This window comes from Streptomyces sp. NPDC001903, from assembly GCF_042891345.1.
Taxonomy (GTDB): domain Bacteria; phylum Actinomycetota; class Actinomycetes; order Streptomycetales; family Streptomycetaceae; genus Streptomyces.
In genome coordinates this window covers 98,343-124,946 of sequence record NZ_JBIASZ010000004.1, presented here as the reverse complement: position 1 = coordinate 124,946, position 26,604 = coordinate 98,343, and the positions used below count along the sequence as shown (strand labels likewise).

The 26,604-nt window shown below is 72.3% G+C and carries 30 protein-coding genes and 3 tRNA genes; 18 read left to right on the top strand and 15 right to left on the bottom strand.

Annotated elements, in window-relative coordinates:
• Positions 1 to 14: 14 nt before the first annotated feature.
• From ACFYZS_RS10210 to ACFYZS_RS10155, 12 genes are all read left to right on the top strand, one after another.
• Positions 15 to 105: transfer RNA gene (locus ACFYZS_RS10210), tRNA-Ser, on the top strand.
• A gap of 252 nt (positions 106 to 357) precedes the next feature.
• A tRNA-Arg gene (locus ACFYZS_RS10205) sits at positions 358 to 430 on the top strand.
• Between the two features lie 188 nt (positions 431 to 618).
• Positions 619 to 984 carry a PH domain-containing protein gene (locus ACFYZS_RS10200; protein WP_053692457.1) on the top strand — a complete coding sequence of 122 codons (366 nt, stop codon included), beginning with the start codon at positions 619 to 621 and terminating at the stop codon, positions 982 to 984.
• An 85-nt stretch (positions 985 to 1,069) separates the two neighbouring features.
• The gene (locus tag ACFYZS_RS10195) at positions 1,070 to 1,504 is read left to right on the top strand and encodes an Lrp/AsnC family transcriptional regulator (RefSeq protein ID WP_389009133.1); all 435 of its coding nucleotides are present in this window, start codon (positions 1,070 to 1,072) and stop codon (positions 1,502 to 1,504) included.
• A complete protein-coding gene (locus tag ACFYZS_RS10190; RefSeq protein WP_389009130.1) occupies positions 1,501 to 2,382 on the top strand; it encodes a DUF2797 domain-containing protein in 882 nt (293 codons plus the stop codon). The genes ACFYZS_RS10195 and ACFYZS_RS10190 overlap by 4 nt, the downstream gene beginning before the upstream one ends.
• A gap of 117 nt (positions 2,383 to 2,499) precedes the next feature.
• On the top strand, positions 2,500 to 2,838 hold the full coding sequence (locus ACFYZS_RS10185) for an antibiotic biosynthesis monooxygenase family protein (protein WP_389009127.1): 339 nt from the start codon (positions 2,500 to 2,502) through the stop codon (positions 2,836 to 2,838).
• Positions 2,822 to 3,700: an amidohydrolase family protein gene (locus ACFYZS_RS10180; protein ID WP_389009124.1), complete on the top strand. Its 879-nt coding sequence runs from the start codon at positions 2,822 to 2,824 to the stop codon at positions 3,698 to 3,700. The genes ACFYZS_RS10185 and ACFYZS_RS10180 overlap by 17 nt, the downstream gene beginning before the upstream one ends.
• Before the next feature lie 89 nt (positions 3,701 to 3,789).
• Complete coding sequence (locus ACFYZS_RS10175; RefSeq protein WP_389009122.1) at positions 3,790 to 4,557, top strand: response regulator transcription factor; 768 nt, start codon at positions 3,790 to 3,792, stop codon at positions 4,555 to 4,557.
• Positions 4,558 to 4,655: 98 nt separating this feature from the next.
• Positions 4,656 to 6,248 carry an ATP-binding protein gene (locus tag ACFYZS_RS10170; RefSeq protein WP_389010232.1) on the top strand — a complete coding sequence of 531 codons (1,593 nt, stop codon included), beginning with the start codon at positions 4,656 to 4,658 and terminating at the stop codon, positions 6,246 to 6,248.
• 25 nt (positions 6,249 to 6,273) lie between these two features.
• Positions 6,274 to 7,542, top strand: a complete 1,269-nt coding sequence (locus tag ACFYZS_RS10165; RefSeq protein WP_389009119.1) for a glycosyltransferase — start codon at positions 6,274 to 6,276, stop codon at positions 7,540 to 7,542.
• A complete protein-coding gene (locus tag ACFYZS_RS10160) occupies positions 7,539 to 9,767 on the top strand; it encodes an ArnT family glycosyltransferase (RefSeq protein WP_389009116.1) in 2,229 nt (742 codons plus the stop codon). Before ACFYZS_RS10165 ends, ACFYZS_RS10160 begins: the two co-directional genes overlap by 4 nt.
• 90 nt (positions 9,768 to 9,857) lie before the next feature.
• Positions 9,858 to 10,565, top strand: a complete 708-nt coding sequence (locus tag ACFYZS_RS10155; RefSeq protein ID WP_389009114.1) for a TetR/AcrR family transcriptional regulator — start codon at positions 9,858 to 9,860, stop codon at positions 10,563 to 10,565.
• Between the two features lie 83 nt (positions 10,566 to 10,648).
• Here ACFYZS_RS10155 and ACFYZS_RS10150 read toward each other — a convergent pair whose 3' ends face one another.
• Entirely contained in the window at positions 10,649 to 12,316 is a 1,668-nt protein-coding gene (locus ACFYZS_RS10150) for an MDR family MFS transporter (RefSeq protein WP_389009111.1), read from the bottom strand.
• A gap of 13 nt (positions 12,317 to 12,329) precedes the next feature.
• Positions 12,330 to 12,791, bottom strand: coding sequence for a MarR family winged helix-turn-helix transcriptional regulator (locus ACFYZS_RS10145; protein WP_389010229.1), 462 nt, complete (start codon positions 12,789 to 12,791; stop codon positions 12,330 to 12,332).
• Between the two features lie 215 nt (positions 12,792 to 13,006).
• On the opposite strand from ACFYZS_RS10145, the gene ACFYZS_RS10140 reads away from it, so the two are divergent.
• Positions 13,007 to 13,240, top strand: a complete 234-nt coding sequence (locus tag ACFYZS_RS10140; RefSeq protein ID WP_389009108.1) for a hypothetical protein — start codon at positions 13,007 to 13,009, stop codon at positions 13,238 to 13,240.
• Between the two features lie 166 nt (positions 13,241 to 13,406).
• On the opposite strand, the gene ACFYZS_RS10135 is transcribed toward ACFYZS_RS10140, so the two are convergent.
• Entirely contained in the window at positions 13,407 to 13,643 is a 237-nt protein-coding gene (locus ACFYZS_RS10135) for a hypothetical protein (RefSeq protein ID WP_389009105.1), read from the bottom strand.
• Between ACFYZS_RS10135 and ACFYZS_RS10130 the strand changes: the two genes are divergently transcribed.
• Entirely contained in the window at positions 13,630 to 14,055 is a 426-nt protein-coding gene (locus tag ACFYZS_RS10130) for a hypothetical protein (protein ID WP_389009102.1), read from the top strand. The two genes, ACFYZS_RS10135 and ACFYZS_RS10130, sit on opposite strands and share 14 nt — an antisense overlap.
• A 145-nt stretch (positions 14,056 to 14,200) precedes the next feature.
• On the opposite strand, the gene ACFYZS_RS10125 is transcribed toward ACFYZS_RS10130, so the two are convergent.
• From ACFYZS_RS10125 to ACFYZS_RS10085, 9 genes are all read right to left on the bottom strand, one after another.
• Complete coding sequence (locus ACFYZS_RS10125; protein WP_389009099.1) at positions 14,201 to 15,058, bottom strand: RNA polymerase sigma factor SigF; 858 nt, start codon at positions 15,056 to 15,058, stop codon at positions 14,201 to 14,203.
• Between the two features lie 220 nt (positions 15,059 to 15,278).
• Entirely contained in the window at positions 15,279 to 16,154 is an 876-nt protein-coding gene (locus ACFYZS_RS10120; protein WP_389009097.1) for an RNA polymerase sigma factor SigF, read from the bottom strand.
• A 232-nt stretch (positions 16,155 to 16,386) separates the two neighbouring features.
• A complete protein-coding gene (locus tag ACFYZS_RS10115) occupies positions 16,387 to 16,548 on the bottom strand; it encodes a hypothetical protein (protein WP_159046037.1) in 162 nt (53 codons plus the stop codon).
• A gap of 440 nt (positions 16,549 to 16,988) precedes the next feature.
• Complete coding sequence (locus ACFYZS_RS10110; RefSeq protein ID WP_389009094.1) at positions 16,989 to 17,276, bottom strand: hypothetical protein; 288 nt, start codon at positions 17,274 to 17,276, stop codon at positions 16,989 to 16,991.
• A gap of 119 nt (positions 17,277 to 17,395) precedes the next feature.
• A tRNA-Ser gene (locus ACFYZS_RS10105) sits at positions 17,396 to 17,480 on the bottom strand.
• A gap of 57 nt (positions 17,481 to 17,537) precedes the next feature.
• Positions 17,538 to 17,966 (bottom strand): tRNA adenosine(34) deaminase TadA, encoded by a 429-nt coding sequence (gene tadA, locus ACFYZS_RS10100; RefSeq protein WP_389010226.1) that lies wholly within the window; start codon positions 17,964 to 17,966, stop codon positions 17,538 to 17,540.
• A 62-nt stretch (positions 17,967 to 18,028) separates the two neighbouring features.
• The gene (locus tag ACFYZS_RS10095; protein WP_389009091.1) at positions 18,029 to 18,574 is read right to left on the bottom strand and encodes a hypothetical protein; all 546 of its coding nucleotides are present in this window, start codon (positions 18,572 to 18,574) and stop codon (positions 18,029 to 18,031) included.
• Positions 18,575 to 18,958: 384 nt separating this feature from the next.
• A complete protein-coding gene (locus ACFYZS_RS10090) occupies positions 18,959 to 19,153 on the bottom strand; it encodes a hypothetical protein (protein WP_389009088.1) in 195 nt (64 codons plus the stop codon).
• 130 nt (positions 19,154 to 19,283) lie between these two features.
• Positions 19,284 to 20,222: a universal stress protein gene (locus ACFYZS_RS10085; protein WP_389009085.1), complete on the bottom strand. Its 939-nt coding sequence runs from the start codon at positions 20,220 to 20,222 to the stop codon at positions 19,284 to 19,286.
• Between the two features lie 228 nt (positions 20,223 to 20,450).
• Between ACFYZS_RS10085 and upp the strand changes: the two genes are divergently transcribed.
• Positions 20,451 to 21,086: a uracil phosphoribosyltransferase gene (gene upp, locus ACFYZS_RS10080; RefSeq protein ID WP_030160225.1), complete on the top strand. Its 636-nt coding sequence runs from the start codon at positions 20,451 to 20,453 to the stop codon at positions 21,084 to 21,086.
• Between the two features lie 137 nt (positions 21,087 to 21,223).
• Here the strand turns inward: upp and ACFYZS_RS10075 are convergent, their stop codons facing one another.
• Together ACFYZS_RS10075 and ACFYZS_RS10070 are read right to left on the bottom strand one after the other, a co-directional pair.
• The gene (locus ACFYZS_RS10075) at positions 21,224 to 21,883 is read right to left on the bottom strand and encodes a LytR C-terminal domain-containing protein (protein ID WP_389009082.1); all 660 of its coding nucleotides are present in this window, start codon (positions 21,881 to 21,883) and stop codon (positions 21,224 to 21,226) included.
• Positions 21,884 to 22,035: 152 nt separating this feature from the next.
• Positions 22,036 to 22,335, bottom strand: a complete 300-nt coding sequence (locus ACFYZS_RS10070) for a type II toxin-antitoxin system VapB family antitoxin (RefSeq protein WP_030160221.1) — start codon at positions 22,333 to 22,335, stop codon at positions 22,036 to 22,038.
• A gap of 88 nt (positions 22,336 to 22,423) precedes the next feature.
• On the opposite strand from ACFYZS_RS10070, the gene ACFYZS_RS10065 reads away from it, so the two are divergent.
• Positions 22,424 to 24,004, top strand: a complete 1,581-nt coding sequence (locus ACFYZS_RS10065; RefSeq protein ID WP_389009079.1) for a helicase HerA-like domain-containing protein — start codon at positions 22,424 to 22,426, stop codon at positions 24,002 to 24,004.
• Positions 24,005 to 24,095: 91 nt separating this feature from the next.
• The gene (gene opcA, locus ACFYZS_RS10060; RefSeq protein WP_389009076.1) at positions 24,096 to 25,052 is read left to right on the top strand and encodes a glucose-6-phosphate dehydrogenase assembly protein OpcA; all 957 of its coding nucleotides are present in this window, start codon (positions 24,096 to 24,098) and stop codon (positions 25,050 to 25,052) included.
• On the opposite strand, the gene ACFYZS_RS10055 is transcribed toward opcA, so the two are convergent.
• Entirely contained in the window at positions 25,049 to 25,645 is a 597-nt protein-coding gene (locus tag ACFYZS_RS10055) for an HhH-GPD-type base excision DNA repair protein (RefSeq protein WP_389009073.1), read from the bottom strand. The genes opcA and ACFYZS_RS10055 overlap by 4 nt on opposite strands.
• Positions 25,646 to 25,750: 105 nt before the next feature.
• Here ACFYZS_RS10055 and ACFYZS_RS10050 point away from each other — a divergent pair, with 105 nt between their 5' ends.
• Positions 25,751 to 26,569: a VOC family protein gene (locus ACFYZS_RS10050; protein ID WP_389009070.1), complete on the top strand. Its 819-nt coding sequence runs from the start codon at positions 25,751 to 25,753 to the stop codon at positions 26,567 to 26,569.
• Positions 26,570 to 26,604: the final 35 nt, after the last annotated feature.

Genomic DNA, 26,604 nt, shown 5'->3' with positions numbered 1-26,604 from the left:
CGCGGGGGTGTGCTGGAGGCGTCGCCTAGTCCGGTCTATGGCGCCGCACTGCTAATGCGGTTTGGGTCTTAAAGCCCATCGAGGGTTCAAATCCCTCCGCCTCCGCACCTGCCGAAGCCCCGGTCCTGACGGACCGGGGCTTCTGTGCGTTCCGGGGTCTTGCTTTGACGCGTTCCGGCCAGGCCGGCCACCACCCCAACCCCGCCCCGACGTCGGTGCGAACCCATGCGGATGATCTCCATCCGGAGCGTTTCCGCAGGTCAGGACCGGTTTGGCTAATGGATTTCGCGTCCCGCCGAGGTCCATGTATTGTTGTTCTCGCAAGGCCAACGGGGCGCAAAACCCCGAGAAGCCCAAGCACTCGTAGCTTAACGGATAGAGCATCTGACTACGGATCAGAAGGTTGCAGGTTCGAATCCTGCCGAGTGCACAGTGTGAGAGGCCCCCCGGTTCGCCGGGGGGCCTCTTGCGTTGTCCGGGGTCCTCCTCGGTGGGGAGGCGGGCCTCGGGGTTGTTCGGGGGTGGGCGTCGGTCCTGTGGGGGATGATCGGCGGGCCCGGGGTGGATACGGTCCTTTGAGACGGTTCGGAACGGTCGGACCGCGAGAGGGGGACTGTCATGGGACTGTTCGGGAACGCGCACACGGTCGATCCGATGTCGGCGCAGCGGGACTACGCGCGGCTGCTCGGACAGGGGGAGCAGGTGCACGCCGCGTACCTGTTGATACGGGACACGATCCTGTTCACCGACCGGCGGCTCGTCCTCGTCGACAAGCAGGGGCTCACCGGGAAGAAGGTGGAGTACCACTCCATCCCGTACCGGAGCATCACGCACTTCTCCGTGGAGACCGCCGGGCACTTCGATCTCGACGCCGAGCTCAAGATCTGGCTCTCCGGGAGCGCGGCGCCGATCGAGAAGACGTTCACCAAGGGTGTGGACATCTATGAGGTGCAGGCGATCCTCACGCAGTTCGTCGCCCGGTAGCTGAATTTCGTTCGGCCTGTCGGTGGCATTGCAGGATCCTGTACTGTCGGCGCACAGGTTTCAGGGGATGTGGGAGGAAGATCGCGTGGACGACATCGACCGGGCGCTCGTCCTGCGCCTGCAGCAGGACGCGAGCCAGTCGTACGCCGCCCTCGGCGCCGCCGTGGGGCTGTCGGCCGGGGCCACCCACGAGCGCGTCCGCAAGCTGCGCGAGCGCGGGGTCATCCGGCGCACGACGGTCGAGGTGGATCCCGCCGCCGTCGGGAGCGGGGTGCTCGCGTACGTGATGGTGGACTCGAACGCCTGGATGGGGGACTCGAAGGAGGCCTTCGAGGCGATCGCCGAGATCCAGGAGGCGCACATCATCGCGGGGAGCGCCTCGGTCCTGGTGAAGGTGCGCACGGCCACGACCGAGCAGCTCCAGGACGTGCTGCGCCGCCTCTACGCCGTCGACGGCGTCAGCGGTACGCACGCCACCGTCGTGCTGGACACCTTCTTCGAGCGCCCGCTCCCGCTGTGACCTGGCGGTGCACCGGGATCCGGTGGAGCGACGGCGTCCCCGCCATCGGGTGGTGCGCCGAGGGGCGCGGCGAGCGCAGCAGCCCGCTCGTCCACGGGCAGCGGCTGGCGTTCGCGGCCCGCGGGGAGCGGCACTGCCTCGGTGTGCGGCGCGCCGGGAAGCGGACCCCGTGCCCCACGGCCGCCACCGTGCCCGGCCGGGCCGGGAACGCCCAGTGCCCCGAATGCGCCCGGCTGGACCGGTCGTTCTCGGTGGCCGCCGACACCAACGCCGCCGATCCGCGCACCTACCGCGTCTACCTGGCCTGGTTCGGGCCCGAGATGGTCAAGGTCGGCATCACCGCCGAGGAGCGCGGCCCGGCCCGGCTGCTGGAGCAGGGGGCGGTGACCTGGACCTGGCTGGGGCGGGGGCCGCTGATGGCCACCCGCCGCACCGAGGAGCTGCTGCGGGCCGCGCTCGGGGTGCCGGACCGGATCGCCTACGCCCGCAAGCGCGCCGTACGAGGCCACCTGCCGGCGCCGGCCGAGCGGGCCCGGGAGGTCGCCGAGCTGCACGCGCGGGCCGCGGCCCTGGAGGGGTGGCCGGAGTCGCTGGAGCGGCTGGCATGCGAAATCACCGACCACGCCGGGCCGTTCGGGCTGGACGGGCTGCCCGCCCCCGCGCGGGTGGTCACCGCGATGGTCCCCGGCGGGGCCGTCGTGGGCCTGCTCGCCGGCGCGGCCGGTCCCGATCTGCACTTCGCCGACGGGCTCGTGGTGGACACCCGGCTGCTCGCCGGCTGGGAGCTCGTCGCCCCCGCGGCGGACGCCGCGACCGCGCTTCCGGTCGCCGAACCGGCGCCGCCCGCCGCTCCCGGCGGGCAGGACGGGCTGTTCTGAGCACCGGGTCCGCGCCGGACACCGGCGCGGCGGCCAAGGTCAAAACTTGGATCCCTTTGGGCTCCCGGACCTCATTCCGGTGGACATGCCGGGGGGCTGCTGCGGAAGGTGGTGGGCATGAGCATCCAGCCCGTACCCGCCTTCGAACCGCCGTACGTGATGGCGGTCTTCAGCAACGTCCGCACCCCTGACGACGCCGGATACCCGGAAGTCCTCGACCGGATGAAGGAGATCGTGACCGCGAATCCGGGCTTCCTCGGCTACGAGTCCGCCCGCACCCCCGGCGGCCTCGGCATCACCGTCGCCTACTTCCGCGACCACGAGTCCCTCGCCGTGTGGCGGCAGGACCTGGAGCACCAGGCGGCCATGAAGAAGGGCCGCGCCGACTGGTACGAGAGCTACACGCTGCACGTCGCGACCGTCGAGCGGAGCCACGGCTTTGCCCGCAACGGCTGAGGCGGTCCGTGCCTTCCGGGAGCGGCTCGGACTGCCCGGACTGGTCGACGTCCACACGCACTTCATGCCCGACCGGGTCCTGGCGAAGGTCTGGGACTACTTCGACGCATTCGGACCGCTGAACGGCGTCGAGTGGCCCATCACCTACCGGCACGAGGAGGAGCAGCGGGTCGCGCTCCTGCGCGGGTTCGGGGTCCGCGCCTTCACCTCGATGCTCTACCCGCACAAGCCGGAGATGGCCGCCTGGCTCAACTCCTGGGCCGCCGACTTCGCCGCCCGGACCCCCGACTGCCTGCACACCGCCACCTTCTTCCCGGAGGAAGGGGCCGAGGCCTACGTCCGGCAGGCCGTCGAGGCCGGCGCCCGGGTCTTCAAGGCGCACCTCCAGGTCGGCGGGTACGACCCGAACGACGACCGGCTCGACCCGGTCTGGGGGCTGCTCGCGGAGGCGGGCATCCCGACGGTGATCCACTGCGGCTCGGGACCGGTCCCGGCCAAGCACACCGGACCGGAGCCGATCGCCCGGCTGCTGGCCCGCCACCCCCGGCTGCCCTTGATCGTCGCGCACATGGGCATGCCCGAGTACGCGGACTTCCTGGACCTCGCCGACCGGTACGCCGCGGTGCGCCTCGACACCACCATGGCCTTCACCGACTTCTCCGAGCGGTTCCGCGGCTTCCCGCAGGCAGAGCTGGGGCGGCTCGCGGACCTCGGCGACCGGATCCTGCTCGGCACCGATTTCCCGAACATCCCCTACCCGTACGAGCACCAGCTGGAGGCCCTCGAACGGCTCGGGCTCGGCGACGACTGGCTGCGCGCGGTCTGCCACGACAACGGGGCCCGGCTGTTCCGCCTGGTCTGAAGCGGGCGGGCGGACGGCGCCCGGGGTTTCTCAGGGAATTCACAGGTAGGGACAAGAACGCTCTCAGAGGCTGCGGCCAGCGTGGTCGCATGACTGCGACGACCACCTCCCATGCGTCCACGTCCACCAGCAACCCGACGGCCCTCGTCCGGCCCGACGGCGGCCCCTGCCGGGTGCTCGTCGTCGACGACGAGGCCTCGCTCTCGGAGCTGCTCTCCATGGCCCTGCGCTACGAGGGCTGCGAGGTCCGCAGCGCGGGCGACGGGGCCGGCGCGGTCCGGGCCGCGCGGGAGTTCCGGCCGGACGTCGTGGTCCTCGACATCATGCTGCCCGACATGGACGGACTCGCCGTCCTCGGACAGCTGCGCCGGGAGATCCCGCAGCTCCCGGTGCTGTTCCTGACCGCCAAGGACTCCGTCGAGGACCGCATCGCGGGCCTGACGGCGGGCGGCGACGACTACGTCACCAAGCCCTTCAGCCTGGAGGAGGTCGTGGCCCGGCTGCGCGGTCTGGTCCGCCGCTCGGGCGCGGCGCAGGCCGCCCGCGGGGGCTCCGTCCTGGCCGTCGGCGATCTGCGGCTCGACGAGGACAGCCACGAGGTGTCCCGGGGCGGCCGGGAGATCCACCTGACCGCCACGGAGTTCGAGCTGCTGCGCTACATGATGCGCAACCCGCGGCGCGTGCTGAGCAAGGCGCAGATCCTGGACCGCGTGTGGTCGTACGACTTCGGCGGCCAGGCCAATGTCGTCGAGCTCTACATCTCCTACCTGCGGCGCAAGCTGGAGAGCGGCCCCGGCTACCCGCCCATGATCCACACCCGGCGCGGCGCCGGCTACCTGATCAAGCCGGCCGAGTAGTGGCCCTGCGCCCGTCCCGGACCGGGACCCGGACCCGGACCCGGACCGGGTCCGGGACGCGGACTCGGACTCGGACCCGGCAGCATCCCGCCTTCCGCCTGCCCCGCCTCTTCCGCCCGGTCCGCTCCTGGTCCCTGCGGGCCCGGCTCGTCGTCTCGGCGGTGGCGCTGATCGCCGTGGTGGGCACAGCCATCGGGGCCGTCACCACCCTCGCGCTGCGCTCGTACCTGGTCGACAAGCTCGACGACCAGCTGCGGGTCTCCGTGGACATGGGCATCCGCAAGCCCCTCGGGGAGAAGGCGCTCCGCGACAAGGACGACAAGTTCGTCCTGGCCCCCGGCTCCCCGCTCGGCGCCGCCGGGATCCGGCTCCTGGCCGACGGCACGGTGGCCAGCACGGCACGCAGCGCCGCCATCGGCGGGCCCGGCTACGACCACATCCAGCGCCTCACCGCGGCCCAGACGGAAACCCTGGCCCGAGCCGCCCGCAAGGCGTCCGCCCACGGCGTGCCCGGCGCCGTGAACCTGGACCTGCCGGAGCTCGGCTCCTACCGGGTGCTCACCGCCCCGGACGGGAGCCTCGTCCTCGGCTTCCCGCTCGCCGAAGTCGACTCCACCGTGAGCACGCTGATCGCCGTGGAGGTCTTCGTCACCCTGGCCGGGCTGATCGCGGCATCCCTCGCCGGACAGGCCCTGGTCGGGGTCGCCCTGCGCCCGCTGCGCCGGGTTGCGGCCACCGCCACCCGCGTCTCCGAACTCCCCCTGCACAGCGGCGAACCCGCCCTCCACGAGAGGGTCCCGGAGGCCGAGGCCGACCCCCGTACCGAGGTGGGCCAGGTCGGCGCCGCCCTCAACCGGATGCTGGGACACGTCTCCTCCGCCCTCACGGCCCGCCAGCAGAGCGAGACCCGGGTCCGGCAGTTCGTCGCGGACGCCAGCCACGAGCTGCGGACTCCGCTCGCCTCCATCCGCGGGTACGCCGAACTGACCCGCCGGGGACGGGAGGAGCCCGGCCCCGACACCCGGCACGCCCTGGGCCGCATCGAGTCCGAGGCGACCCGGATGACCGGCCTCGTCGAGGACCTGCTGCTCCTCGCCCGGCTCGACGCGGGCCGCCCGCTCAGCTCGGAGGACACCGACCTCGCACCACTCGTCGTCGACGCCGTCAGCGACGCCCGGGCCGCCGGGCCCGAGCACCACTGGCGCCTCGAGCTTCCCGACGAGCCCGCGCCCATCCGTGCCGACCCGGCCCGGATCCAGCAGGTCCTGGTCAACCTGCTCGCCAACGCCCGTACGCACACCCCGCCCGGTACCACCGTGACCGCCCATGTTTCACGTGAAACATCCGCCGTCCGGCTGCGGATCGAGGACGACGGGCCCGGCATCCCGCCCGCCCTGCTCCCCCATGTCTTCGAACGGTTCGCCCGGGGCGACGCCTCCCGCTCCCGGGGAGCCGGCTCCACCGGCCTGGGGCTGGCCATCGTCCAGGCCGTGGTGACGGCGCACGGTGGACAGGTCGACGTACGGAGCGAGCCGGGACGCACCTGCTTCGAGGTCCTGCTTCCGCTCGCCCCGGACCAGAACCCGAAGGCGGGCCCCCGGACGGACTCCCGGACCGGCTCCGGCACCGGCTCCTGGACGGACTCACCGACGGACTCACAGACGGGACACAGGCTCACCACACAGCGGTGACAGCCCGCCCGGAGAAGGTCGGTACATGCGAACCGACACCTCCTCCGGCGCCCTTCCGGCACGGGCGCACCTCGCGCCCGTGCCCGGCGAGCCCGTACTCGACGTGGTGATCCCGGTCTTCAACGAGGAGAAGGACCTCGGCCCGTGCGTGCGCCGGCTCCACGACCACCTCACCCGTACGTTCCCGTACCCGTTCCGCATCACGATCGCCGACAACGCGAGCACCGACCGCACCCCCGAGGTCGCGGCCGCCCTCGCCGCCGACGTCGACGGCGTACGCAGCACCCGGCTGGAGGAGAAGGGCCGCGGCCGCGCCCTGCGGACCGTCTGGTCCCGCTCCGAGGCGCCCGTCCTCGCGTACATGGACGTGGACCTGTCCACCGACCTGAACGCGCTGCTGCCGCTGGTCGCCCCGCTCATCTCCGGGCACTCCGACCTCGCGATCGGCACCCGCCTCGCCCGCTCCTCGCGCGTGGTGCGCGGTGCCAAGCGGGAGTTCGTCTCCCGCGCCTACAACCTGCTCCTGCGCTCCTCGCTCGCCGCCCGCTTCAGCGACGCCCAGTGCGGGTTCAAGGCCATCCGGCGGGAGGTCGCGGAGCGGCTGCTGCCGCTGGTGGAGGACTCGGGCTGGTTCTTCGACACCGAGCTGCTGGTGCTCGCGGAGCGGGCCGGGCTGCGGATCCACGAGGTTCCGGTGGACTGGGTGGACGACCCGGACTCCACCGTCCACATCGTCAGCACCGCCACCGAGGACCTCAAGGGCATGTGGAGGGTGGGCCGGGCGCTGGCCGTCGGCGCGCTGCCGCTCGACCGGCTCGCCCGCCCCTTCGGCGACGACCCCCGCGATCGCAGCGCCCTGCCCGGGGTGCCGCGCGGGCTGGCCCGCCAGCTCCTCGGCTTCTGCGCCGTCGGGGTGCTGTCCACGCTCGCCTACCTCGTCCTGTACTCCCTCTTCCGGCTCGGCGCCGGACCGCAGCTCGCCAACGCCGGCGCCCTGCTGGTCTCCGCCGTCGCCAACACCGCTGCCAACCGACGGCTCACCTTCGGGGTCCGCGGCCGGGACCGCGCCGTACGCCACCAGGCCCAGGGCCTCGTCGTGTTCGGCGTCGGACTGGCCCTGACCAGCGGATCGCTCGCCGCGCTCGGCGCCGCCACGTCCGCCCCCTCCCACAGCACCGAAATGGCCGTGCTGATCACGGCCAACCTCGCCGCGACCGTGCTGAGGTTCCTGCTCTTCCGCGCCTGGGTCTTCCCCGAGCGGCGCGCCACTCCCGCGAAGGACGACACCCGATGACCACGGCCGTACCACCCATGGGCTCCCCGTTCCCCGAACGGGCCCCGAACCCTCCCGGCACCACCGCCGACACCACCGCCGGCGCCAGTGCCGCGGCCGCGGGGCGGCCCCGCTGGGAGCGGCCCGCCCACGTGGCTCTCCTGCTGGCCACCGCCGTCCTGCTGCTGTGGAACCTGGGGGCTTCCGGCTACGCCAACTCCTTCTACTCCGCCGCCGCCCAGGCCGGCAGCGAGAGCTGGAAGGCCTTCTTCTTCGGCTCCTCCGACGCCGGGAACTCCATCACCGTCGACAAACCCCCGGCGGCCCTGTGGCCCATGGCCCTGTCCGTCCGGCTGTTCGGGCTCGGCGGCTGGCAGATCCTCGTCCCGCAGGCCCTGATGGGCGTCGGCACCACCGCCGTGCTCTACGCGGCCGTGCGCCGCCACTTCGGGCCCGCGGCCGCGCTCCTCAGCGGCGCGGTCTTCGCGCTCACCCCGGTCGCCGCGCTGATGTTCCGCTTCAACAACCCGGACGCGCTGCTCGCCCTGCTGCTGACCGTCACCGTCTACTGCGTGCTGCGGGCCCTCGACGGAGCCCACACCAAGTGGCTCGTCTGGGCGGGCGTCGCGGTCGGCTTCGCCTTCCTGACCAAGACCCTCCAGGCCTTCGTCATCCTGCCTCCGCTCGCCCTCGTGTACGCGGTCTGCGCGCCCACCCGGCTGCGCCGCCGGCTCGGGCAGCTGCTGCTCGCCGGAGCCGCCGTGGTCGTGGCCGGCGGCTGGTGGGTGGCGATCGTGGAACTGTGGCCCGCGTCCTCCCGCCCGTACATCGGAGGCTCGCAGAACAACTCCTTCCTGGAGCTCACCTTCGGCTACAACGGCCTCGGCCGGATCAACGGCAACGAGACCGGCAGCGTCGGCGGCGGCGGTGCCCGCCCCGGTGGCGGCGGAGGAGGCGGGGGCTGGGGAGAGACCGGCATCGACCGGCTGTTCTCGGCCAACATCGGCGGACAGATCTCCTGGCTGCTCCCGGCGGCCCTCGTCATGCTCGTCGCCGGCCTGGTGATCACCTGGCGGGCCCGCCGGGCGGCCGACTCCCTGGAGGGGATGGCTCGGGCGGCGTTCCTGGTGTGGGGCGGCTCCCTGCTGATCACGGCGCTCGTCTTCAGCTACATGCAGGGCATCTTCCACGAGTACTACACCGTGGCGCTGGCGCCGTACGTGGCCGCGCTGGTCGGCATGGGCGTGGCCATGCTGTGGGAGGAGCGGGGCGGCAAGGCCGCCGCGCTCACCCTGTCCGCGGCCCTCGCCCTGACCGCCTGGTGGTCCTACGTCCTGCTCGGCCGCTCCACCGGATACCTGCCGTGGCTGCGCTGGACCGTGCTCGTGGCCGGGCTCCTGGCGGCCGCCGGACTGCTGCTCGGCGCCCGGCTCGGCCGCCGCTTCGCGCTGGGCGCGGCGGGTCTGGGGCTGGCGGCGGCGCTCGCCGGTCCGCTCGCGTACTGCCTGACGACGGTGGACTCCACGCGCGGCGGGTCGATCGTGACGGCCGGGCCCGCGGTCTCGGGCGGCCGGGGCGGCATGGGCGGCATGGGGATGCGCTTCCCCGGAGGCGAACTCCCGCCGGGCATGGCCCCGCAGGGCGCGCAGCAGGCCGGCCCGCAGCAGGGGCAGCAGGGCGGCGGTCCGCAGGGCGGGCCCCGGCAGTTCCCCGGCGGTCAGGGCGCGCAGGGCGGCCAGGGCTTCCCGGGCGGTCAGGGAGCCGTCGGGGGGCGCGGTGCACGCGGCACGGAGAACTTCGCGGGCGGCCCCGGTGGTGGCGGCGGCTTCGGCGGCCTGCTCGGCGGTACGAAGGTCGGCAAGGAGGCCACGGCGGCCCTGCGCGAGGACGCGGGGAAGTACACCTGGGCGGCAGCTGCCATCGGCGCGCAGAACGCGGCGAGCTACCAGCTGGCCTCGGGCGAGCCGGTGATGCCGATCGGCGGCTTCAACGGCAGCGACCCCTCGCCGACGCTGGCGCAGTTCCAGGAGTACGTACGCTCCGGCAAGATCCACTACTTCATCGGAGAGGGCGCCCGGGCCGGCGGTGAGGGGCAGACCGGGCAGGGCATGCGCGGCGGCCCGGGCGGCGGCACCAGCAGCGCCATCACGAGCTGGATCCAGGCCAACTACCGGTCCACCACGGTCGCAGGAGCCACCTTCTACGACCTGACCGCCCCCCTGAACGGCGCGTCCGCCCCGTCCTGAACCTGCCGGAACGCGAGGGGCACCCTCTAGCATCAAGTGGGCGGACCGGGCATTCCGGGCTGATCCAGCTGTTGTGAGGAGGGTGCCTCCATGGTGACCGCGGCCGATCCCGGCGATACCCGGACCAGCGTGTGGCTGGCCCCCGGGCACACCGCACCCGCCAGGCGCCGCAGCGAGGCGCCCTCCGGCCTCGACCGGGACCGGATCACCGGGGCCACCGTCCGGCTGCTCGACGCCGAGGGGCTGGCCCGGTTCTCGATGCGGCGGCTCGCGGCCGGGCTCGGGGTCACCGCGATGTCCCTGTACTGGTACGTCGACACCAAGCACGATCTGCTCGAACTCGCCCTGGACCGGGCCCTGGGCGAGCTCCAGTTGCCCCGGACCACCGCGGCAGCACGGGCCGCACCCGCCGAGCCGGCCGCTCAGGCCGCACTCGTCCCACCGGTCGCGCCGGCCGCACCCGTCCCACCGGTCCAGGACGGCTGGCCCGGCCGGCTGCGGGCGCTGGCCTGCGGCTACCGGCGGCTGCTGACGGAGCATCCGTGGGTGGCGCCGCTGACGGCCGCTTACCCGAACATCGGCCCGCACGCCCGTGCCTTCGACTCCGCGCTGCAGCGGCTGCTCGACGCCACCGGCCTGGCGGGCGCCTGCCGGACCGGCGCGCACCTGGCCGTGTCGCAGTTCCTGCACGGCTGCGGGGGCGCCGCCCGGCGGACGTCCGACGGGGACTTCGCCCTCGCGCTCGACGTCCTGATCGCGGGCATCGAGGCCAAGGCCGCGGCCCGCCCGGGGGCGTAGAAAACCCCCGCCGGGCGCCGCCCCGCCCTGTCGAACAGGGGAGGGGCAGCCCGACGGGGGCCTGCCGGTTCCGCTCGGTGCCGCTATTCCGCGGAGGCCGTGGCCGTGGCCGGTGCCGTGGCCGGGGTCGCCGCCGCCGTCGGGGCGTGGGCGGCCGCCTTGGACTTCAGCGCCACCTCCTTGATGAACAGCACCAGGACGAGCCCGAGCAGCGCGAACGGCGCCGCGTAGAGGAAGACGTCGCCGACGCCGTGCCCGTACGCGGACTCGATGACCGTGCGGAACGGCGCGGGCAGCTTGTCGAGGTCGGGGATCCCACCGCCGGCGGTGCCGCCGTGGCCCATGGCCGCCGCCTTCGGGCCGAGTTCGGCCAGCCCGTCCTTGACGTAGTGGGTGACCCGGTTGGCCATGACCGCGCCGAGCGCCGAGACGCCCATGGCGCCGCCGAGGGAGCGGAAGAAGGTGACGACCGAGCTGGCCGCGCCCAGGTCCTCGGGGGCCACCTGGTTCTGCGTGGCGAGGACGAGGTTCTGCATCATCATGCCGAGACCGAGGCCGGTCAGCGCCATGTAGACCGCGATGTGCCAGTACGGGGTGTCGTAGCGCAGGGTGCCCAGCAGCCCGAGGCCGGCCGTCAGCAGGACGCCGCCGGAGACGAGCCAGGCCTTCCACTTACCGGTCTTGGTGATCACCTGACCGGAAACCGTGGAGGAGACGAAGAGCCCGCCGATCATCGGAATCGTGAGGATTCCGGACATCGTGGGGGACTCGTTGCGGGCCAACTGGAAGAACTGGCTGAAAAACACCGTGCCCGAGAACATCGCGATGCCGACGAACAGCGAGGCCGCCGAGGCGAGGGAGATGGTCTTGTTGCGGAACAGGCGCAGCGGGATGATCGGGTCGCTCGCCTTGGACTCGACCAGCAGGAAGAGCAGGCCGAGGAGGACGGCGCCGCCGGTCATCGCCGCGGTGGTCCAGGAGACCCAGCCGTAGGAGTCGCCGGCCTGCGTGACCCAGATCAGGAGCAGGGACACGGCCCCGCTGATCAGGAAGGCGCCGAGCCAGTCGACCTTGACGTCGCGGCGGACGACCGGGAGGTGCAGGGTCCGCTGGAGGACGATCAGGGCGATGATCGCGAACGGCACGCCGACGTAGAAGCACCAGCGCCAGCCGAGCCACGAGATGTCGGTGATGACACCGCCGAGCAGCGGGCCGCCGACGGTGGCGACGGCGAAAACGGCGCCGAGGTAGCCGCTGTACCGGCCGCGCTCGCGCGGGGAGATCATCGCGGCCATCACGATCTGGGCGAGGGCGGAGAGGCCGCCGACGCCGATGCCCTGGACGACGCGGCAGGCGATGAGCATGCCGGTGTTCTGGGACAGGCCCGCGACCACCGAGCCGAGGACGTAGATCACCAGGGATATCTGGACCAGCAGCTTCTTGCTGAAGAGGTCGGACAGCTTGCCCCAGAGCGGGGTCGCGGCGGTCATCGACAGCAGGGCGGCGGTGACGACCCAGGTGTACGAGGACTGCGTACCGCCGAGGTCGCTGATGATCTGGGGCAGGGCGTTGGAGACGATCGTGGACGACAGGATCGCCACGAACATGCCCAGCATCAGGCCGGACAGCGCCCTCATGATCTGCGCGTGGGTCATGGGGGCGGGGGAGCCGGAGCCGGGGGTGGACGCGGGGCCGGACGTGGTCTCCGACCGGCTGCCTCCCTGCACACCGGTGGGTGCGGTGGTCGCCATGGGGTTCCTTTGTCTAGAAGCTCGATCGGAGCCGGGTCAGCAAGGTGTTGAGTACGTCGATGTCGTGCGGGGACCAGTCGGCCAGGGCCTTTTCCAGCGCGCCGGTGTAGCGGGCGCCGACCTCGGCGAGGAGGGCGTGGCCGGCCGGGGTGAGCCGCAGGATGCGGCAGCGGCCGTCACCGGGGTCGATGTCGCGGGTGATCCACCCGCGGTCGGCGACGTGGGCTACGTGGCGGCTGGTCACCGAGATGTCGATGGCCATGAGGTCGGCGAGGCGGCTGAGCCGGATCTCGCCGTGGCGGTCGAGCAGGGTGAGGACGGCGGCGGAGCCGGGCGGACAGTCCGGGGGGAGCAGGCGGGCCAGGTCGCGTTTGACGGCGCCGATGCCGGTCAGCTGGCGGGCCAGCTCTTCGTAGCGGGTGGTGGGGGTGTGCGGCGCGTGCGCCGCGTGCTGCGTTTGCCGCGCGCGCGGCATGTCCGGCATGTGCGGCGCGGGTGATGCCGGCGGCGCGGGTGGTGTCGGCGGTGCGGGTGGCGCGTGCAGCGTCCGGGCTTCGGCGGTCATGGGGGCTCCCTCCCCTCCTCATCTTGTTGCTTAGGGCAACCATAAGAGTGATTGGTTGCTACAGGCAAACGAATGGAGGGGTGTGGGCGGTAAAGGAATCGGAAAACCCGCTAGGGTCCTGAGGCATGGCTGCGAACCACAACTCACAGGGACCCGAGGGCAACTACGACCCCGCGGGCAGCACTCAGATGTTCCGGGCGTTCGTCGAGGAGGCCGCGCCGGCCGGGCCGGGCCCGGTGGCTCCGGGGTCCCGGCGGCGGCAGGCCGCGCAGGGCTCCGGGTCGAAGGCCGGGCTGTGGCTGGGGGTGGGGGTCGCCGCGCTGGTGCTGATCGGCGTCGTGGCCTGGCTGGCCCTGTAGGCCCAGGCCGTGCCTTTCGGATCATGGCGGGGCCTGATCCGAAAGACAGGGGCTAGGGGGTGTCCGCAAAGTAGCGCCGTGCGCCCGAAGGGCGCTCACGCGGCGTCCGGTGCGCCGAGAGCGCGTGCCGGGCGCCGCGGGGCAGGCGGGACTTTGCGGACACCCCCTAGCTCCAGGTCGCCGTGGCCGTCCGGGTTTCCACGTGCATGCCCAGGGGGACCCGCCAGGGCTCGACGCAGACCGTGTAGGTCTGCGTCTTCGTCGTGCCCCCGGGGATCGGGGCGGGGAGGGGCTGGGCCGTGGTGATCGTGGCCCAGTCGATGCCCAGCGCGCCGATGATGTGCGTCGAGAACGTGACCGTGCCGGAAGTGGCCGGTTTCGTTCCCTTGTTGGTGAACGCCACCGTGACCTTCTCGCACCAGCGGTCCGCCGCCGCGGTGCGCGTCGGCGCGCTCAGGGCCAGACTCGCCGGCGTGCTCGGTGCCGTCGGCCCGGACGGCGTCCCGGGCGGCGCCCCCGGGGTCGTCCCCGGCGCCGTCCCCGGCCCGGGTGCGGAGGACCCCGGTGTGGACGGGGCCCGGGCCGGCGGGGCCTGGGTCGGCGAGGGCGGCTGCGTGGTCCCGGGCGCGGAGGCCGGGGATCCGCCCTGGGCGGAGGCCGCCGAGCCGCTCGGGATCGGTGCGCCGGGCGCCGTACTCCCCGCCGGGGGAGGGGAGCCGTCGCCCAGCTGCTGCAGCTCCACCGCAGACCCCGGCGGCACGTTGTCGCCCGCCCGGCGTTCCGGTCCCGGGGCCACGGCGCCCGCGGCGGCGTAGCCGTCACGTGCCGGGCCGCCGCATCCCGTCAGGCATGCGGCGGCCAGAGAGCAGCACAGGGCGATGAGGGTGAGCGTTCGGCGGTCCACTCGCATCGCCGTAGTTTCACTGACTCTGCGTCAGGTGGGAACCCTCCGGCCCGGGACTACTCGCCGATCAGGCCGACCCGCAGCTGTGCCAGCGTGCGCGTCAGCAGGCGGGAGACGTGCATCTGGGAGATGCCGACCTCCTCGCCGATCTGCGACTGCGTCATGTTCGCGAAGAACCGGAGCATGATGATCTGCCGTTCCCGGGGCGGGAGTTTGGCCAGCAGCGGCTTCAGCGACTCGCGGTACTCGACGCCCTCCAGCGCGGCGTCCTCGTACCCGAGGCGGTCCGCGAGCGAGCCCTCGCCGCCCTCGTCCTCGGGGGAGGGTGAGTCGAGCGAGGAGGCCGTGTACGCGTTGCCCACGGCGAGGCCGTCGACGACGTCCTCCTCCGACACCCCGAGTACGGCGGCCAGTTCCGGCACCGTCGGCGAGCGGTCGAGCTTCTGGGCGAGCTCGTCGCTGGCCTTGGTGAGGGCGAGGCGCAGCTCCTGGAGGCGGCGCGGGACGCGCACGGACCAGGAGGTGTCCCTAAAGAATCGTTTGATCTCGCCCACGACGGTCGGCATCGCGAACGTCGGGAACTCCACGCCGCGTTCGCAGTCGAACCGGTCGATCGCCTTGATCAGGCCGATCGTGCCGACCTGGACGATGTCCTCCATCGGCTCGTTGCGGCTGCGGAAGCGGGCGGCCGCGTACCGCACCAGGGGCAGGTTCAGCTCGATCAGGGTGTCGCGTACGTACGCCCGTTCGGGGCTGTCCGCGTCCAGGGCGGCGAGTCGCTGGAAGAGGGAGCGGGAGAGGGTGCGGGTGTCGATGGCTTCCGAGCGGACAGGCGCTGCAGGCAGTGCAGGCGCTGCCGGCGCCGCGCTCTTGACGAGCGTGAGCACCTTGGAGCTGCCCTGGTCTACGGACATGCCACCCCCTTGAGGTCGCGGACGGTCGCGTACGGCGCGTCCGTCGGAGGAACGCAGCCTCCACCTGAATACCGGAGGCGGGGCTGCGGCAAACGCGGTTCCAGCAGAATGTCACATGTCGGCAACACGCTGTAGCGCCAAGTCGACATATATCTCCAGCGACAGAGCGGAATGAGCCCATTCCGTGGGGAAACGGCGGAGCGGGTTCCACCCGTTTCAGCTACGCCTCGATCCTGTTTGCGGACCGGAGCCGGGCGAAGCTGCGGGCGAGCAGTCGCGAAACGTGCATCTGGGACACGCCGAGCTCCGCGCTGATCTGGGACTGCGTCAGATTGTTGTAGTACCGCAGGAGCAGGATCCTTTGTTCACGCTCGGGCAGCTGTACGAGGAGGTGCCGGACGAGGTCGCGGTGTTCGACCCCGGCCAGCTCCGGGTCCTCGTAGCCGAGGCGGTCCAGCAGCCCCGGGAGCCCGTCACCCTCCTGGGCGGCCTCCAGTGAGGTGGCGTGGTACGAGCGCCCGGCCTCGATGCAGGACAGCACCTCGTCCTCGGTGATCCGCAGCCGCTCGGCGATCTCGGGCGTGGTGGGCGTGCGCCCGTGCAGGGTGGTGAGGTCCTCGGTGGCCGCGTTCACCTGGACCCACAGCTCGTGGAGGCGGCGCGGCACGTGGACGGTGCGGACGTTGTCGCGGAAGTAGCGCTTGATCTCGCCCACGACGGTCGGCATGGCGAACGTCGGGAACTGCACCCCGCGGTCCGGGTCGAACCGGTCGATCGCGTTGATGAGGCCGATCGTGCCGACCTGGACCACGTCCTCCATCGGCTCGTTGCGGCTGCGGAAGCGGGCGGCCGCGTACCGGACGAGCGGAAGGTTGGCCTCGATGAGGGCCCCGCGCACCCGCTGGTGCTCGCTCGTGCCCGGCTGAAGGCCCTTCAGCTGGCCGAACAGGACCTGGGTGAGGGCCCGGGTGTCCGCGCCCCGGCTCTGCGGTCTCGGCGGCGCTGGAGCCTCCTCGGGAGGGTCCTGTCGGGGCGGAACCGGGGAGTCCTGGGGCTCCTGCTGGGGTGGCACCTGAGGCGCAGTACTGGCCGGCACGGTCACGCCACCCCTTCATGTCAACTCATCCGTCAAAAGCGGTCATAGCATCACAAGACATGTGCACTGTGTGCAAGCACCGTATATCGCCGTGTTGAGGGCAAGTTGGGCATAATGGGGTGTTTTGGGCGGGGCTATTTGGCGGGGCCATACGAGGGGGCGGGAACGCGAAAGCCCCCCACCCGTAGGAGTGGGGGGCCGGTCGTTCGGAAGGCCGCGTCAGCGTACGGGTTCAGCGCACCAATTCGGTCATGAACGCGCCGATACCGTGAGCCGCGTCCGATATGCCCTGGAAGCCTATTTTGACGATGTCGGCAGCCTTGACCGGCTGGGTGATGATCACGAAGAGCACGAACACGACGAGCCCACCCATGATCATCTTCTTGGTGTCCATGAGCGGTGTCGGCCTCCCCAACCGGTCCTGCTTGGTCAGGTGAGTCTAACCGTTCGTCTTCGGACACTCACCCGGCCTTTATGGACCAATGACCCGGCGGTCCGGGTCCTTTGCCGCAGTACGGGCGGGTGGGGGTGGCCCAGGATGGAAGGCGAGCCCACCGGTTCTGGCAGGAAATCGGTGGGTGAGGGACAGGACCTCACTGCGGGGTCCGAGCCGCAAGCTTCCCCCTGACTGCGGTTCGGACTGGCAGGTTCCGTCCTCGTCGGGGGAAGTGGCTTGTCCCCCCGATGCCACTTCCCCCGCCCGTACGTCGAAGGCCCCGACCCCGGTCGGGGCCTTCTTCGGCTTCCGCCGCCGTCCCGGGCCTCCGCCTCTCCTGGACGGCGCCTCTCCTGGACGGCGCCGCTACTGGACGGCGCCTCTCCTGGACGGCGCCGCTACTGGACGGCGCCGAGCAGGCCCAGGACGGGCTCCACCGGGGCGATCACGGGCGCCAGGTCGTTGGGCAGCTCCGTCACCCGGCCGAGCTTGTCCAGCTCGCCCAGCTTTCCGCCGATCTCCTGGACCGAACCGGGCGTGGCCCCCTGCGGCATGCCCGGGGCCGCCTGCGGCAGGTCCGGGAGGGTGATCGGGGCCGGGGCGGCGGCGGAGGCGGCGGGAGCGGCGAGGCCCGCGGCGGCCCCCGCGAGGGCGAAGGCGGCGAGCATGCGCTGGGTCTTGGTCATGCCGTGACAACGGCCGAGCGGGGCCCCGGTCACGCGGACGTCATCCGTAAAGACGCGTCGGATCGTGCCGGGAAACGCCGAGAGCCCCGTCCCTTGCGGGGCGGGGCTCTCGAACGAAGCGGTAGTGGAGGGATTTGAACCCCCGATGGGTTGCCCCATACTCGCTTTCGAGGCGAGCTCCTTCGGCCACTCGGACACACTACCGAGATGGATCCTAGCCTAAGGATCGGCATCAAATGAAATCGATACCGCCGAGCCCCCTCAGCGGTCGCGGAAGAAGTCCGTCAGCTGCCGCGCACACTCCTGCGCGAGCACCCCGCGGATCACCTCCGGACGGTGGTTGAGCCTGCGGTCCCGTACGAGGTCCCAGAGCGACCCCGCGGCACCCGCCTTCTCGTCGTCGGCGCCGAAGACGACCCGGGCCACCCGCGACTGCACGAGCGCGCCCGCGCACATCACGCACGGCTCCAGGGTCACCACGAGGGTGCACCCCGGAAGCCGCCATTCCCCGAGCCGGGCGGCCGCCCGGCGCAGCGCCAGCACCTCGGCGTGCGCCGTGGGGTCGCCGATGGCCTCGCGCTCGTTGTGCCCGGTGGCGAGGAGCTCCCCGTCCGGGCCCAGCACGACGGCACCGACCGGCACGTCGCCGGCCGGCACCGCCCGGGCGGCCTCCGCGAGCGCGAGGCGCATGGAGTCCCGCCACGGGTCCCGTACGGGATCGGGGCCGTGCAGGGGGTGGTGCGTGGTGATCACTAGCGGACGGCCTCCAGCACCTCGGTGGCGCCGAGGGACTCGGCGATCTCCGAGAGGGCGTCCCCGTCGAGGGTCATCAGTTGTTTGTTGCTGACGCCGAGGTCGTCCAGCAGCCGGGGGTCGCCGAGCGGGCCGGCGGGTACCGGTTCCGCGCCGGGCGAGTCCTCCTCGTCCTCGTCGTCGGCACCGGTGAACGCGGCGATCGTGTCCTCCTCGCCGTCCTCGGTGCCGTCCAGGTCCAGTTCGTCGAGTTCGTCGTCCTCCTCGTCGCTGCCCAGCAGCTCGTCGGTCAGCATCGAGCCGTAGGAGCTGCGGGAGGCCATGGCGGCGTTCGACACGAAGTACCGCGGGTCCTCCTCGCCGTCCACGCGGACGACGCCGAACCAGGCGTCCTCCTGCTCGATGAGGGCGACCACCGTGTCGTCGTCGACAGCGGCGGCACGGGCGAGATCGATCAGATCACTCAGGGACTCGACGTCGTCGAGTTCCATGTCGCTCGCTTCCCACCCGTCTTCGGTGCGCGCGAGCAGTGCGGCGAAATACACCGTGACTCTCCCACTGGTCATAGGCGTGCCGGTTGGAGGTCCCCCCGGCCGGAGGTGGGGAGGGTTGGAACGGCTGTCCTGCTCGCCGTTTCGTGCCCCGCCCAATCGGCATCGTGGCAGAAAGCGCGGCTTTGCGAGAGGTCTTCGGCGCTTGCGTCGTCCCGTGCCGTGCGCTCCGCGGGTTGTACGGGGGCTGCCGTGGCGCGCTGCGGAGGCCTCGCGGGGCCCCCGCGATCCCGCCCGCCCGCTCGGCGCGGCGCCTCCCCCGGACGCCGCCGGGGCCGGATTCGCGGGCGGACCGGGCGGTCCGGGCGGCTGGGCGGGGCGGTGCGGGCTGGGCGGGGCGGGCGGCAGGGCCGCAGGGCGGTCGGGGGCGGCAGCAGTTCACCAGCGGAACGTGCGCATGCGCATCTGCTGGCGCATGCGGGCCGCGCGGGCGCGGCGGGGCTGGACGCGGTCGCGCAGGGCCCGCGCCTCCATCAGGTCGCGCAGGAACTGCGCCCTGCGCGCTCTGCGCTGAGCCGGAGTCTCCGGCTGCTGCGGCGCGTCGTTCTCTCGGCTCGGCTGCGTGTCGGGCATCCGCCACCACCCCGGCTGGTCCGGTCGTCCTCCTCCGCCGGCGCGAAGCAGACCCCCCGCACCCCACCTTCCCCCGGATGGGCCGGTTGATGCCACCCCTTCACAGCCCCTTCGCAGCTCAGAAGGGTTGTCACGCGTCGTCCGACAGGGTCGGGACCACCGCCACCGGACCGTGCGCGTGGTGGAGCACCGCGTGCGCCACCGAGCCGATCATCAGGGACCCGACGCTGCGCCGCGGGTGGTGGCGGCCCACCACCACCAGGTCCGCCGACCGGGAGGCCGTCACCAGGCGCTCCGCCGCGTCGCCCGGCACCGCCGCCTGCTCCACCGGCACCTGAGGCCACCGGGCCCGGAAGGGCTGCAGCCGCTCCGTCTGGGAGCGCAGCATCTCCCGCTCCGCCGGCACCGCGTTCCCGTCGTCGGCCAGGCCCTCCGGCGGGATCACCTGGAAGGGGTTGTCCACCACCATCACCGGCGCCGGCGGGATCGCGTACGCCGAGACCACCTGGACGGTGGTCCCCCGTGCGGCCGCCTCCGCGAAGGCGAAGGCCACCACGTCGTCCGCCGTCTCCGCGGCGTGCAGGCCGAGCACCACCCGCCCGGCGGACGGCCCGTCCCCGGCGTCGGCGCTGCGCGCCGCGTGGGGGACCACGACCACCGGGAAGGCCGCCGTGGAGGCCACGGCGCGGCTGTTCGAGCCGAGCAGCAGGGCCGCGAAGCCGCCGCGGCCCCGGGAGCCCATCACCAGCATCAGGGACTCCTCCCCGGTCACCCGCAGGGCCTCGGGCACGGAGCCCTCCAGCGACTCGTACCGCACCTCGGCCGGCAGTTCGGGGGCGCCGGCGAGGATGTCCCGTACGTGCTCGCCGACGGGGTCGGCGTACTCCCGCGGCTGCGAGGGGTCGGCGAGGGAGGAGCGGCGCGCCGCGTACAGCTGGGCGCTGTCGGGCAGCACGTGCGAGACCACCAGGGCGCTGCCGTGCCGGAGCGCCTCGGACCGCGCCCATTCCAGCGCTCTGAGGCTGTGCTCGGACCCGTCGACCGCCACGACCACCGGTGCGTTGCTCATCCGTCCAGCGTGCTGGGCGTCCGGGCGGGTCGCATCCGCAGGAGACCCGCAGCGGATCCGCGGGCGACCCCGCGGGCGACCGCGAGGGCGACGACGCGGGCGACGACGCGGGTTCGGACGCACGGGGGTGCGCGCACCGCGTAGCCTTTTGACCGTGGGTCGCGAAAAAGTGCGGCCGTTTTTGCAGGTCGCAGGTCGAAACCCGGCAGCTGAGCCTTGGAGGATGTTGTGCGTTTGCAGGTCGTCGATCACCCCTTGGTGGCGCACAAACTGACCACCCTGCGCGACAAGCGCACCGACTCCCCCACCTTCCGTCGGCTCGCCGACGAGCTGGTGACCCTCCTCGCGTACGAGGCCACCCGCGACGTGCGCACCGAGCAGGCCGACATCGTCACGCCCGTCGGCCCGACCACCGGCGTGAAGCTCTCGCACCCGCGCCCGCTGGTCGTGCCGATCCTGCGCGCCGGCCTCGGCATGCTGGACGGCATGATGCGGCTGCTGCCGACCGCCGAGGTGGGCTTCATGGGCATGGTCCGCAACGAGGAGACCCTGGAGGCCTCCACGTACGCGACGCGCATGCCGGAGGACCTCTCCGGGCGGCAGGTGTACGTGGTCGACCCGATGCTCGCCACCGGCGGCACGCTCGTCGCGGCGATCCAGGAACTGATCAAGCGCGGCGCCGACGACGTCACCGCCGTGGTGCTGCTGGCCGCGCCCGAGGGCGTCGAGGTCATGGAGCGCGACCTCGCGGGCACCCCGGTGACGGTCGTGACGGCCGCGGTGGACGAGCGGCTCAACGAGCACGGCTACATCGTTCCGGGCCTGGGCGACGCGGGCGACCGCATGTACGGCTCGGCCGAGTAGCGGGACCGAAGACGAACCGGCCGGCCGCCTCTTGGGAGGTGGCCGGCCGGTTCTCGTTCGGTCGGGTCAGCGGGTCAGTGGGTCAGTGCGGTCCACGCGGCGGGTCCGCGGGGCAGAGGGTCGGCGCGTGAGCGCTTTCAGCAGGTCTTGGCGGGCGCGGGCTGCGGGTTGGCCAGCAGGTACAGCTCCTTGTCCGCCGCCTCCTTCGGGCTGAGCTCCGTGAACGCGTCGCCGAGGATCAGGTCGATGTCCGAGCCCTCGCGGGCGTCGGTCTGCTGCGTGTCGCCTTCGAGCTGGGTGCCCAGTACGGAGAAGGCCGCCTTGTCGGTCTTGGGCGAGCCGAGCAGTATCCCCGTCCCGGGGACCTTCTTGTCGAAGTCGGCGGGCGCGTTGCCGACCTTGCCGACGGTGAAGCCGCGCTTCTTCAGCTCGTCGCCGACCGCCTTGGCGAGCCCGGCGCGCGGGGTCGCGTTGTAGACGTTGACCGTGATCTCGCCGGGCTGCGGCAGGGCCGCGGCCGGCTTGGCCGCGGCGGGGCTGGCGGCCGCCGCGGCGCCCGCCCTTGGCTTCGGGGTCGCGCAGTCCTTGCCCGCGGCCTGGTGTTTGCCGCTGCCGCCCGTTCCACGGAACACGTTCATGAGCTGCACGGATCCGTAGCCGAGCAGGGCCAGACCGAGGACTGCTCCGATCACGGTGAGGACGATCCTGCGGCGGCGCCGAGGTGGCCTCATGCGGGGGTAGGCCGCTCCCGTGACGCGGTACTTTCCGCCCATGCCGGGGGGAGTGAGCATGCTCATGGGCGCAGCGTAGTACCGCCCGCCTGCGATGCCCACCAAATGATCTGTTGATAGGGCAAGACCGACCCGAAAGGCGCAATTCTCCCGAACCGGAAACCCAAGGGGGGCCCGGCCCGGAGCCTTCCGCGGCCCCGCCTACGGCGTGTCCCGGCTCAGTAGTCCATTTCGAGGACGCGCGCGTGCAGCACCTGGCGCTGCTGCAGGGCCGCGCGCACGGCGCGGTGCAGTCCGTCCTCCAGGTACAGGTCGCCCTGCCACTTCACGACGTGCGCGAAGAGGTCCCCGTAGAACGTCGAGTCCTCGGCGAGCAGCGTCTCGAGGTCCAGCTGCCCCTTGGTCGTCACCAACTGGTCGAGCCGGACCGGGCGCGGGGCGACGTCCGCCCACTGCCGGGTGGTTTCCCTGCCGTGGTCGGGGTACGGCCGCCCGTTTCCGATGCGCTTGAAGATCACACGGAAAGCCTACCGGGCCGGTGCCTGCGGGCGCAGCCTTGCCAAGCCGGTGCAAAAGTGGCAGGCAGGGCTATTTCGGGAGTGATGTATGAGCCAGAGCACCGACCCCGCGTCCCCGGCCGACCAGATCGCCGCCGGGTACGCCTTCACCGGACCCGCGCTCGAACTGGGTGCACTGCTCTGGGACGGGGCCTGCCTGCCGGACCGCCAGATCCGCATCCCGCTGTCGATGCTGGGCCGCCACGGGCTGGTCGCGGGCGCCACCGGCACCGGCAAGACGAAGACCCTCCAGCTCATCGCCGAGCAGCTGTCGGCGGGCGGCGTCCCGGTGTTCCTCGCCGACATCAAGGGGGACGTGTCGGGGATTTCGGTGCCGGGCACGGCCAACGAGAAGATCGGGGAACGGGCGAAGGAAGTCGGGCAGCAGTGGGAGGCCACCGGATTCCCGAGCGAGTTCTATTCGCTGGGCGGGATCGGACCCGGCATTCCGGTCCGGGCCACCGTGACGAGTTTTGGCCCGGTGCTGATGTCGAAGGTGCTCCAGCTCAACCAGACCCAGGAGCAGTCGCTCGGCCTGATCTTCCACTACGCCGACGCCAAGGGACTGGAGCTGATCGACCTCAAGGACCTGCGGGCGGTCGTCGCCTTCCTCGTCTCCGACCAGGGGAAGGCCGAGCTCAAGGGCATCGGCGGGCTGTCCACGGTGACGGCCGGGGTGATCCTGCGCGCCCTGACCGCCTTCGAGCAGCAGGGCGCCTCGGAGTTCTTCGGCGAGCCGGAATTCGACACCAGCGAATTCCTGCGGACCGCCGCGGACGGGCGCGGGACGGTCTCCGTACTGGAACTCCCGGCGGTCCAGGACAAGCCGCAGCTCTTCTCCACCTTCCTGATGTGGCTGCTGGCCGACCTCTACACCGACCTGCCGGAAGTGGGGGACCTGGAGCGGCCCAAGCTCGTCTTCTTCTTCGACGAGGCCCACCTGCTGTTCAACGGCGCCTCGAAGGCCTTCCTGGAGTCCATCACCCAGACCGTGCGGCTGATCCGCTCCAAGGGCATCGGCGTCTTCTTCGTGACGCAGACCCCCAAGGACGTTCCGGCCGACGTGCTCGCGCAGCTCGGCAACCGCGTGCAGCACGCGCTGCGCGCCTTCACCCCGGACGACGCGAAGGCGCTGAAGGCGACGGTGAAGACCTTCCCGAACTCCGCGTACGACCTTGAGGAGCTGCTGACCCAGCTCGGTACGGGCGAGGCGGTGATCACCGTACTCAGCGAGAAGGGCGCCCCGACCCCGGTCGCGGCGACCCGGCTGCGCGCCCCGCAGTCGCTGATGGGCCCGATCGACGCGGCGGCCCTCGACACGGCGGTGAAGTCCTCGCTCCTCCATGCGCGGTACGCGGAACCGGTCGACCGGGAGTCGGCGTACGAGAAGATCAGCGCCGAGCAGGCCGCGGCCGAGGCGGCGGCGGAGGCGGCCGCGGCCGAGGCGCAGGCCGAGAAGCAGGCCAAGGAGGCGGCCAAGGCGGCGCGCAGCGCGCCGAAGCCGGATCCCTCGCTCGCCCAGCAGGTGGTGGGGAGCGGGCTGTTCCGCTCGCTGGCCCGGTCGATCGGGACCCAGTTGGGGCGGGAGATCTCGCGGTCGATCTTCGGGACGGCGAAGCGGCGCAGGTGAGGCCCCCGACGCTTGGCACGTGACGGATTCCGGCGGCCGGATGCGCCGACGGGGTGCCGCCGGGGGCCGCGGCGCTGACAGACTTCGACCCATGCGGACCGAACTCACCGACACCACGTCCAGCAAGATCGACCGGGCCCTCCTCGACGCCCGCCGGGCCGTCGGCAGCCCCACGATGGGCCTGGTGCTGACGCTCGTCATCGCGACCGACGAGGAGAACGCGTACGACGCCGTCCGCGCGGCCTCGGAGGCCTCGCGCGAACACCCCTGCCGGATCATCGTGGTGATCAAGCGCACCTCGCGCGGCTCGCACAAGCTCCGCCAGACCCGGCTGGACGCCGAGCTGCGCGTCGGCTCGGACGCCGGGACCGGGGAGATCGTGCTGCTGCGCCTGCACGGCGCGCTCACGGAGCAGGCGGGCTCGGTCGTCCTCCCGCTGCTGGTGCCGGACGCGCCGGTGGTGGCCTGGTGGCCGGCCGACGCTCCCGCCGACACGGCGCGGGATCCGCTCGGCGCGCTCGCGCAGCGCCGGATCACCGACGCGGAGGCCACCGCCGACCCGGTGGCGGTGCTGGACCGGCGGGCCGCCTCCTACGCCCCCGGGGACACCGACCTCGCGTGGACCCGGCTGACTCCGTGGCGGGCGCTGCTGGCCGCCGCCGTGGACCAGAAACCGCTGCCGGTGACGGGCGCGGCGGTGGAGAGCGAGGTCGACAACCCGAGCGCCGAGCTGCTGGCGCGCTGGCTGGAGGACCGGCTCGGCGTACCGGTGGAGCGGGTCACCACGGACGGACCCGTGATCACCCGGGTCCGGCTGGCGACCGGGGAGGGCGAGATCACGGTGGACCGCCCCGACGGGGCGCTGGCCACGCTGATCCTGCCGGGCAGCCCCGACCGCAAGGTGGCGCTGAAGATCCGCAGCATGGCCGAGCTGATCTCGGAGGAGCTGCGGCGCCTCGACGCGGACGAGGTCTACGCGTCGGCGCTGCGGAAGCGTCCGGCGCAGGCGCAGGCGCAGGCCCAGGCCCTCGCCCCGGCTGCGTCCTAGCCGCTCTTCTCCGCCTTGGCCGCCTTGGCGGCGGCCTTCATCTCCTGTTTGTGTGCCCGCACCTTCGCCAGGGACTCCGGCCCGGTGATGTCCGCCGCCGAACGGTAGACGTTCGCCGGGCCGTAGCCGCCGGCCGCCTCGCGCCAGCCCTTGGGGCGCACGCCGAGCTGCTTGCCCAGCAGCGCCAGGAAGATCTGGGCCTTCTGCTCGCCGAAGCCGGGCAGCTCCTTGAGTCGCTTCAGCAGCTCCTGCCCGGTGCCCACGCCGCGCCAGATCGCCTCGGCGTCCCCGTCGTAGTGCTCCACCAGGTACGCGCACAGCTGCTGCACCCGCTTCGCCATCGACCCGGGGTAGCGGTGCACGGCCGGCTTCTCGGAGAGCAGCGCGGCGAAGGCCTCGGGGTCGGCGGCGGCGATGGCGTGGGCGTCCAGATCGTCGGCCCCCATCCGCCGGGCGATCGTGTACGGCCCGGAGAACGCCCACTCCATCGGCACCTGCTGGTCGAGCAGCATGCCGACGAGGGCGGCGAGCGGGCTGCGGCCGAGGAGCTCGTCGGCCTCCGGCTGCTGGGCCAGCCGCATCGTGATGTCCATGGATCCAGCCTCCCGCGTGGCTGCCTTCCCCGCGCGGTCGGCGCACCGCGGGCCTAGCGTGAGAACCGCGCAAATCAGACGAAACGACACAGGAGTCGATCGATCATGGCTGAGTTCCCGGAAGGCGCTCCGTGCTGGGTGGACGCGATGTTCAAGGACGTGGAGGGCGCCAAGACCTTCTACTCCGACGTGCTGGGCTGGACGTTCGGCGAGTCGTCCAGCGAGTACGGCAACTACACGCAGGCCTACTCAGACGGCAAGGCGGTGGCCGCCGTCGTCCCGCCGATGCCGGGCGGTGAGGCCCCGTCGCAGTGGTGTCTGTACTTCGCCTCGCCCGACGCGGCGGCGACGGCGGAGAAGATCAAGTCGGCCGGCGGCGAGCTGATGATGGAGCCGATGCAGGTCGGCAGCTTCGGCACGATGGCGATCGCCAAGGAGCCGAGCGGCGCCGTCTTCGGCGTCTGGCAGCCGGGCGAGCACAAGGGCTTCGAGAAGATCGGCGAGCCGGGCGCGTACGCCTGGGCCGAGGTCTTCACCCGTGAGCCGGACAAGGCGGACTCGTTCCTCTCGCAGGTCTTCCCGTACGGGGCCCAGACGATGGAGCCGGGCGACGACCCCGAGATGGCCGGGATGGACTTCAGGATCTACAGCGTGGGCGGCAAGGAGAACCCGGTCCTCGGCCGGATGAAGATGGGCGACGAGTTCCCGCCGGAGATCCCCCCGTACATCCAGGTCTACTTCGGGGTCCCGGACTGCGACGAGGCCGTGGCCAAGGCCAAGAAGCACGGCGGCAAGCTCCACTTCGGCCCGATGGACAGCCCCTTCGGCCGCTTCGCGGCGGTGACGGACCAGCAGGGCGCGGCCTTCGCCGTGATCGACATGTCGAAGACGACGGGCGAGATGCCGAAGATGTCGGACGCGTAGCCGTCCCTCCGGGCCGGTTTACGGACGGCCTGCCG

What these genes read in the sequence shown, in the direction of transcription:
- ACFYZS_RS10200 (WP_053692457.1), top strand. Translation starts at nt 619, where the DNA reads ATGGGACTGTTCGGGAACGCGCACACGGTCGATCCGATGTCGGCGCAG.
- ACFYZS_RS10185 (WP_389009127.1), top strand. Translation starts at nt 2,500, where the DNA reads ATGAGCATCCAGCCCGTACCCGCCTTCGAACCGCCGTACGTGATGGCG.
- ACFYZS_RS10175 (WP_389009122.1), top strand. Translation starts at nt 3,790, where the DNA reads ATGACTGCGACGACCACCTCCCATGCGTCCACGTCCACCAGCAACCCG.
- ACFYZS_RS10165 (WP_389009119.1), top strand. Translation starts at nt 6,274, where the DNA reads ATGCGAACCGACACCTCCTCCGGCGCCCTTCCGGCACGGGCGCACCTC.
- ACFYZS_RS10160 (WP_389009116.1), top strand. Translation starts at nt 7,539, where the DNA reads ATGACCACGGCCGTACCACCCATGGGCTCCCCGTTCCCCGAACGGGCC.
- ACFYZS_RS10155 (WP_389009114.1), top strand. Translation starts at nt 9,858, where the DNA reads ATGGTGACCGCGGCCGATCCCGGCGATACCCGGACCAGCGTGTGGCTG.
- ACFYZS_RS10150 (WP_389009111.1), bottom strand. Translation starts at nt 12,316, where the DNA reads ATGGCGACCACCGCACCCACCGGTGTGCAGGGAGGCAGCCGGTCGGAG.
- ACFYZS_RS10145 (WP_389010229.1), bottom strand. Translation starts at nt 12,791, where the DNA reads ATGCCGCGCGCGCGGCAAACGCAGCACGCGGCGCACGCGCCGCACACC.
- ACFYZS_RS10140 (WP_389009108.1), top strand. Translation starts at nt 13,007, where the DNA reads ATGGCTGCGAACCACAACTCACAGGGACCCGAGGGCAACTACGACCCC.
- ACFYZS_RS10125 (WP_389009099.1), bottom strand. Translation starts at nt 15,058, where the DNA reads ATGTCCGTAGACCAGGGCAGCTCCAAGGTGCTCACGCTCGTCAAGAGC.
- ACFYZS_RS10115 (WP_159046037.1), bottom strand. Translation starts at nt 16,548, where the DNA reads ATGGACACCAAGAAGATGATCATGGGTGGGCTCGTCGTGTTCGTGCTC.
- ACFYZS_RS10110 (WP_389009094.1), bottom strand. Translation starts at nt 17,276, where the DNA reads ATGACCAAGACCCAGCGCATGCTCGCCGCCTTCGCCCTCGCGGGGGCC.
- tadA (WP_389010226.1), bottom strand. Translation starts at nt 17,966, where the DNA reads ATGCGCCTCGCGCTCGCGGAGGCCGCCCGGGCGGTGCCGGCCGGCGAC.
- ACFYZS_RS10090 (WP_389009088.1), bottom strand. Translation starts at nt 19,153, where the DNA reads ATGCCCGACACGCAGCCGAGCCGAGAGAACGACGCGCCGCAGCAGCCG.
- ACFYZS_RS10085 (WP_389009085.1), bottom strand. Translation starts at nt 20,222, where the DNA reads ATGAGCAACGCACCGGTGGTCGTGGCGGTCGACGGGTCCGAGCACAGC.
- ACFYZS_RS10075 (WP_389009082.1), bottom strand. Translation starts at nt 21,883, where the DNA reads ATGAGCATGCTCACTCCCCCCGGCATGGGCGGAAAGTACCGCGTCACG.
- ACFYZS_RS10065 (WP_389009079.1), top strand. Translation starts at nt 22,424, where the DNA reads ATGAGCCAGAGCACCGACCCCGCGTCCCCGGCCGACCAGATCGCCGCC.
- opcA (WP_389009076.1), top strand. Translation starts at nt 24,096, where the DNA reads ATGCGGACCGAACTCACCGACACCACGTCCAGCAAGATCGACCGGGCC.
- ACFYZS_RS10055 (WP_389009073.1), bottom strand. Translation starts at nt 25,645, where the DNA reads ATGGACATCACGATGCGGCTGGCCCAGCAGCCGGAGGCCGACGAGCTC.
- ACFYZS_RS10050 (WP_389009070.1), top strand. Translation starts at nt 25,751, where the DNA reads ATGGCTGAGTTCCCGGAAGGCGCTCCGTGCTGGGTGGACGCGATGTTC.